Source organism: Micromonospora sp. S4605 (assembly GCF_003176715.1).
Lineage (GTDB): Bacteria > Actinomycetota > Actinomycetes > Mycobacteriales > Micromonosporaceae > Micromonospora > Micromonospora echinaurantiaca.
Genome location: NZ_QGSW01000135.1, coordinates 36786 through 43342, shown reverse-complemented (window position 1 = coordinate 43342; position 6557 = coordinate 36786). Strand labels below are relative to the sequence as shown.

6 protein-coding genes and 1 pseudogene are annotated in these 6557 nt (G+C 77.4%); 3 read left to right on the top strand and 4 right to left on the bottom strand.

Annotated elements, in window-relative coordinates; translation table 11 throughout:
- Positions 1-567: pseudogene (locus tag DLJ47_RS09295) on the top strand (two-component sensor histidine kinase); the annotation flags it as partial.
- Positions 564-1247 carry a response regulator gene (locus DLJ47_RS09290; protein ID WP_274703360.1) on the top strand — a complete coding sequence of 228 codons (684 nt, stop codon included), beginning with the start codon at positions 564-566 and terminating at the stop codon, positions 1245-1247. The pseudogene DLJ47_RS09295 and the gene DLJ47_RS09290, both read left to right, overlap by 4 nt.
- A gap of 19 nt (positions 1248-1266) precedes the next feature.
- Here the strand turns inward: DLJ47_RS09290 and DLJ47_RS09285 are convergent, their stop codons facing one another.
- The 3 genes from DLJ47_RS09285 to DLJ47_RS09275 all read right to left on the bottom strand — a co-directional run bounded on the left by DLJ47_RS09285 (position 1267) and on the right by DLJ47_RS09275 (position 4267).
- Entirely contained in the window at positions 1267-2019 is a 753-nt protein-coding gene (locus DLJ47_RS09285; protein WP_109899647.1) for an ABC transporter permease subunit, read from the bottom strand.
- Complete coding sequence (locus DLJ47_RS09280; protein ID WP_109899646.1) at positions 2016-2948, bottom strand: ABC transporter ATP-binding protein; 933 nt, start codon at positions 2946-2948, stop codon at positions 2016-2018. Before DLJ47_RS09280 ends, DLJ47_RS09285 begins: the two co-directional genes overlap by 4 nt.
- 83 nt (positions 2949-3031) lie before the next feature.
- Positions 3032-4267 (bottom strand): MFS transporter, encoded by a 1236-nt coding sequence (locus tag DLJ47_RS09275; RefSeq protein ID WP_109899645.1) that lies wholly within the window; start codon positions 4265-4267, stop codon positions 3032-3034.
- A gap of 72 nt (positions 4268-4339) precedes the next feature.
- On the opposite strand from DLJ47_RS09275, the gene DLJ47_RS09270 reads away from it, so the two are divergent.
- Entirely contained in the window at positions 4340-5206 is an 867-nt protein-coding gene (locus DLJ47_RS09270; RefSeq protein WP_109899644.1) for a LysR family transcriptional regulator, read from the top strand.
- A gap of 180 nt (positions 5207-5386) precedes the next feature.
- Here the strand turns inward: DLJ47_RS09270 and DLJ47_RS09265 are convergent, their stop codons facing one another.
- Complete coding sequence (locus DLJ47_RS09265; RefSeq protein WP_109899643.1) at positions 5387-6550, bottom strand: cytochrome P450; 1164 nt, start codon at positions 6548-6550, stop codon at positions 5387-5389.
- Between the last annotated feature and the right edge of the window lie 7 nt (positions 6551-6557).

Below are 6557 nucleotides of genomic sequence, written 5' to 3'. Positions count from 1 at the left end.
CGCGCGCTCCCCGGGCGGGTACGCCTCGCCGGCGGGTCCCTCGACGCCGGCCCGCGGCCCGACGGCGGCTTCGCCGTACGCGCCGGGCTGCCGGTCACCGGCCCGATCGCGGTCGACTCGACCGGGCCGGCGGACGAGCCGGCCCGGGTGGACCCGGGCCGGGCGGCGGGTCCGGCCGCCGGCGGTGACCGGACCGGCCGGGCGGAGCCGCCGGAGCCGCCGGCCGAGGCGGAGCGGCGGCTGCGCGACGCCCGGCGACGGGTCCGGCGCAGCCTGCTGGCCGCGCTCGGGGCGCCGGCCGGCCTCGCCCTGGTGCTCTCCCTCGTCTACTACCCGGTGGCGACCGCCGGGACGGTGCTGGACCAGGCCACCTTCGACGCGATGCGGGTCGGCACCGTCCGGGCGGAGCTGACCGGGCTGCCCCGCCGCCAGCTCGACCGGCCGGCCGGCACCGGCCCGGCCGGCTGCGAGTACTACACCGACGGAAACTTCCCATTGGCCCAGCCGACCTGGCGACTCTGCTTCGCCGACGGCCGGCTGGTCAGCAAGGAGCGGATCAACCAGTGAGCACCGACAGGACTCCGAGCGGCCCGGTGCGGGTCGTCCTCGCCGACGACGAGGCGATGATCCGGGCGGGCGTCCGGGCCATCCTCGCCGCGGACCCGGAGATCGAGGTGGTCGCCGAGGCCGGCGACGGCCGGGCGGCGGTGGAACTGGTCCGGGCGCACCGGCCGAGGGTGGCCCTGCTGGACATCCGGATGCCGAAGCTGGACGGGCTCAGCGCCGCCGCTGAGATCCGCCGGCTGGTGCCGCAGACCGCCACGGTGATGTTGACCACCTTCGGCGAGGACGACCACGTCGCCCGGGCGCTCGGCCACGGGGCGAGCGGTTTCCTGCTCAAGGCCGGCGACCCGCGCGAGCTGATCGCCGGGGTACGGGCGGTCGCCGACGGCGGCGCGTACCTGTCGCCGCGGGTGGCCCGCCGGGTGATCGAGCTGGGCGGGGGACGGCTGGCCCGGCGCCCCGCCGCCCGGGACCGGCTGGCCGGGCTCACCGACCGGGAGCGGGAGGTGCTGGCGCTGGTCGGGGCGGGGCTGTCCAACGCCGAGATCGCCCGCCGCCTGCACCTGGTGGAAGGGACCGTGAAGAGCTACCTGACCAGCATCTTCACCCGGCTGGAGGTGCGTAACCGGGTGCAGGCGGCGATCCTCGCGTACGAGGCGGGGCTGGTCGAGCCGGCCGGCTGACCCGCCCCGCCCGCGCACGTCAGGCGTCCCGGCGGCGTAGCGCGAACCGGCCCAGGGCCAGCGCGGCGGCGGCCCACCCGGCGAGCAGCAGCAGCCCGACGGCCGCCGGGTAGGGGTCGGTGTCGCCGGCCAGGAAGTGCGCCCCGGCCACCCCGGGGAAGGCGTCGGCGATCCGGTTCAGCACCGCGATGTCCGGCTCCTGCAACGACAGCGGCACGATCATCAGGGTGGCCACCAGCACGGTCAGCGTGAGCACGGCGCTGCGCAGCGCCGTGGCCAGGCCCAGCGCGAGCACCCCGACCAGCGCCAGGTAGACCGCCACCGCCGCGATGTCGGCGAGCGTCTCGGCGGCCGGCGCGGTGCCCCAGCGGCCCAGCACCGGCCGGGCCACCGCCGCGCCGACCGCGCCGAGCAGCAGGCCGAGCGCGAAGGTCACCGCCCCGGTCACCGCGGCCTTCGCCAGCAGTACGCGGCCGCGCGACGGGGTGCACTGCAGGGTCGTGCGGATGGTGCCGCTGGTGAACTCGCTGGTGATCACGAGCAGGCCGAGCGCCAGCACGGCGTACTGGGTCAGCTCGACCGAGCCGATCACGACGCTGCCGACGGTGACGACGCCGGCGTCGTCGGCCGGGTCGTCGTTGGTGTTCGCGTTGGCGGCGTAGATGGCGAGCTGGCCGGCGGTCGCGGCGGTGACCAGCAGCCCGGCCAGCACCGTCCACCAGGTGGAGCGGACCGACCACACCTTGGTCCATTCGGCGGCGATCGTGTTCATCGGTCGGTCCCTCCGGTCAGGGTGCCGGCGTACTCGACGCTGCCGGCGGTCAACTCCATGAAGGCCTGCTCCAGCGAGGCACCGTGCGGGCTCAGCTCGTGCAGCCGCACCCCCAGCTCGTACGCCAGGTCGCCGATCCGGTCGGCGGTGGCGCCGGTGACGGTCAGCTCGTCCGGTCCGGCCGGGTCGACGGCGGCCCCGGTCGCGGCGAGTCGCTCGGCGAGCGCGGCCAGGCCGGCGGGGTGCGGGCTGCGCACCCGTACCGCCACCGGACTGCCCGCGATCACCTCGTCGATCGGCGCGTCGGCGAGCAGCCGGCCCCGGCCGATCACCACCAGCCGGTCGGCGGTGAGCTGCATCTCGCTCATCAGGTGGCTGGAGACGAAGACCGTCCGGCCCTCGCCGGCCAACGACCGCATCAGCTGCCGGACCCAGCGCACCCCGTCCGGGTCGAGGCCGTTGACCGGCTCGTCGAACATCAGCACCGGCGGGTCGCCGAGCAGCGCGCCGGCGATGCCCAGCCGCTGCGCCATGCCGAGCGAGAGGGTCCGGCCGGGCTTGGCCGCGGCGCGGGCGTCCAGCCCGACGGTGTCGAGCACCTCGGCCACCCGGCGCGCTGGCAGGCCGTTGCTGCGGGCCATCGCCAGCAGGTGGGCCCGGCCGGAGCGGGCCGGGTGGATGGCCCGGGCGTCCAGCAGCGCGCCGACCTCGCGCAGTGGTCGGCGCAGCTCCCGGTAGGCCCGGCCGTCGATCAGCGCCCGGCCGGCGGTGGGCCGGTCCAGCCCGAGGATCATGCGCATGGTGGTGGACTTGCCCGCGCCGTTGGGGCCGAGGAAGCCGGTGACCCGGCCGGGTGCGATGTCGACGGTCAGGCCGTCGACGGCCGTCGTCCGCCCGAACCGCTTGGTCAACCCACGTAATGTGATCATGCGTCGACGCTAGGTGGGCGGCCCGGGCCGGCGCCGCGCCCGAACGGCACCCCCCGCCCCCCACTTTCGTCAGGTCGCCCGGCTCACGCCGCCACGCGGTCCCGCTCGACCCGGGCCGGCGGCGCGGGTGGCCGGTGAGCGGGCAGCGGGACCAGCCACGGCCCGGCGAGGAGCGCGACGGCGATCTGGGCGGCGCCGGCGACGACCAGGGTCGGGCCCGCGCCGGCCAGGCCGATCACCGCCCCGCCGGCGAGCAGGCCGATCGACACCGCTCCGTCGTGCACCAGGCTCTCCGCGGCGAACGCGGCCCGCCGCTCCGGGCCGGCGGTGCGGGTGCTGATCAACCGGTTCACCGCGCCGATGCCGAGCGGCATGGCGAAACCGCCGGCGGCGGCCAGGGCACCGATCAGGACGAGCGACGAGGTGACGGCGGGCAGGGCGACGAAGGTCGCGCCGAGCACGACCCAGCCGGTGGCCATGGTGCCCAGTGCCGGCAGGCGCGGCACCAGCACCGGTGCGAGGAGCGCGCCGGTGAGCGAGCCCAGTCCGTAACCGGTCATGCCGGCCGAGACGAGCAGCCCGGGCCGGCCGGTCTCGGCGCCCAGGATGGCGAGCCCGAGGGTGAAGGCGAACCAGGCGAGGCCGCCGACGCCGCTCATGGTCACCGCGCGGCGGATCTCCGGGTGCCGGGCGAGCACGTGCCGGAGGGCCGGCGCGCCGGTGGTCCGGCCGGCGGTGCCGGCGGCGGCCGGGCCGCGTACGGTCAGCAGCGCGACCGCGCCGAAACCGACCCCCGCCGCCTCCGCCCAGAGCAGCGGGTACGGGCCGCCGGCGGTGATCGCCCAACCGGCCAGCGGCGGCGCCACGATCATCGTGGCGCGGTGCGCGAAGTCCTGCCAGGCGAGCATCCGGGCGGCGACGCCGGGGCCGGACCGGTCGCAGATGTCGGCGAGCAGCGCCCGTTGGCCCGGCCCGCCGAGCGCCGTGGCGCCACCGGTGACCAGCCCGGCGGCGGCCAGGTGGATCGGGCCGACCGTGCCGAGCGCGGCGCCGACCGGGACGACCAGCAGCCCGAGCACCCCGACGGCGAGCACCCCGGCGAGCGCCCGGCCGGTGGTCAGCCGCTGCCGCAGGCCCCGGGCCCACCAGGCCGAGGTGAGCATGGGCAGCCCGACCGCCCCGCCGACCAGGCCGGTGGTCCAGGCGGATCCGGTCTCGGCGAGCGCGACCAGGGGGAGCGCGACGGCGGTGGTGCGCTGCCCCAGCCAGGTGAGGAACGTCGCGGTCAGCATGGCGACGATGTCGCGTCGGAAGGTCACGGACAGATCCTCGGATCCGGCGGCGATGGCAGCTAGCTGGCACTTCGTCCCGGCCCCTCATAATCTGTGGCTATGACCTCGGTGCCCTCGGTTGAGGATCTGCGGCTGGTCGAGGCGCTCGTCCGGCACGGCTCGCTCGGGGCGGCCGGGCGGGAACTGCTGATCAGCCAACCGGCCGCGAGCAACCGGCTGGCGGCGTTGGAGCGGCGGGTCGGCGAACGGCTCTTCGACCGGGACACCACCGGGGCGCGGCCGACGCCGGCCGGCCGGGCGCTGGCCGCCGACGCGGCGCACGTCCTCGGGCACCTTGAGGCGATCTTCGAGCGGACCAGGGCGGCGGCGCGGGCGGGCGCCCTCACCGTCGGCACCTTCGGCAGTCTCGCCCCCTGGCTGTTCCCGCCGTTGCAGGAGCTGCTCGGCGACGCCACGGTGCACCAGGTCACCGACCACGGCGACCGGTTGGTGGAGTGGGTCGGTGAGGGTTCGCTCGACGCGGCCGTCGTGGCGATCGCCAACCAGATGCGGCTGCCCGGCACGGCGGCCGCGGTGCCCCTGGGGCACGACCGGCTGGCCGTCCTCACCCCGCCGGGCGTGGAGCTCGGCTCCGGCCGCCGGCCGTTCGCCGGCGCCGACGTGGTCGCCTTCACCTACGACATGGCGTCCGACGTGCTGCACCGCCGGCTCGCCGAACTGGGCGCCCGCCCGCGCCCGGCGGCCACCGCCGAGACGGCGGTACGGATGGGCCGGCTGCTGCGCGCGCCGGTGGTCCTGCCCCGCGCGCTGGGCGTCGCCTACGCCGAGCCGGCGGAACGGGTGCTGCCGGTGGCGGTGCCGGGCCGGCTCACGCTCTTCCTGGTGACCCGCCGGCCCACGCCGCCCGGGCTGGCGGCGGCGATGGCCGGCCTGCCCACCCGCCTCGGTCTCCAGCCGGCGCGGTGAGACCTCGGCGCGGCCCGGATGCCGTGCCGGCCGCCGGGCATGGATCCGGAAGCCGCCACTCGGGCCACCGCAGCCACCGACCCGGCGCCCCCCGGACCGTCGGGCGCGGACCTGGAAGCCGCCGTTCGGACCGCCGGAACCGCCGATTCGGCGCCGCGCCGGCGACCCGGGTCGGGAAGGTCAGCCCCGGCGGATCACGAAGGCGTCGGGCATCCGGAAGGTGAGGTTGTCCGGGCACCAGGGCGGGCGGACCACCGTCGCCCCGGTCAGCAGCGGGGCCGCCTCGGTGACCACCACCGCCGCCTCCATCCGGGCCAGCAGGTCGCCGACGCAGCGATGCGCGCCCGCCCCGAAGGCCAGGTGCCGGCGCGACCCGCGCTGACCGGGCCGGAACTCGTCGGGGGCGTCCACGGTGGCCGGGTCCCGGCCGGCGCGGGCCAGCCAGAGCACGATGCTGGTGCCCGCCGGCACCGCCGTCCCACCCAGCGTGGTGTCGGTCGCGGCCACCCGCCGCCAGGTGACGATCGGCGGCTCCAGCCGCAGCCCCTCCTCGACCACGTCGGCGACCCGCACCGAGCCGGCGCGCAGGCCGGCCAGCACGGCCGGCTCGCCGGCCAGCCGGTGCAGCAGCAGGGTGAGGAACTGCGAGGTGGTCTCCTGGCCGGCGACCAGCAGGAAGAACAGCGCGCCGACCACCGTGTCGGGCGGGTGGCCGGCGGCCCGCAGGTCGGCGGCGAGCCCGCCGCCGGTGGCCGCGAACTCGCGCAGCACCCGGTGGAACCGGCCCACCTCGGCGGCGAGGGCGAGCTGCCGGTCGGCGTCCAGCGGCGCCCAGAACAGCTCCAGCGCGGCCCGGGCGAACTCCTTCACCGCGCCGACCGGCGCGTCCGGCAGTTCCACCAGCCGGGCCAGCACCAGCAGCGGCAGGTCGGCGGCGAGCCGGGCGTAGAGGTCCACCGGTTCGCCGGCGTCCAGCTCGGCGGCGAGCGCCGCGACCCGGCCGCGGACCAGGTCGGTCAGCCAGGGCCGCTGGGCGGCGACCCGGGTCGGGTGCAGCGCGTCGGCGACGATCCCCCGGATCGCCGGATGGCTGGCGCCGGAGTTGTTGGCCAGCGTCGGCGGTAGCCGGAACCGGTGCCCGGCGAGCACCCGCAGCGCGGCCACCGGCATCGGCGTCACCGCGTCCAGCGCGTTGTCCGGCCGGTACGTCATGGGGTCGGTGAGCACCTGGCGGACCAGCGCGTGCCGGGTGACCACCAGGTGCTCGACGCCGGTGTGGTCGGCGACCCGGGCCACGTCGGGCCAGGACGCGTCGGCGGCCTGCGCCCAGCTGCGGAACAGCACGCCGACA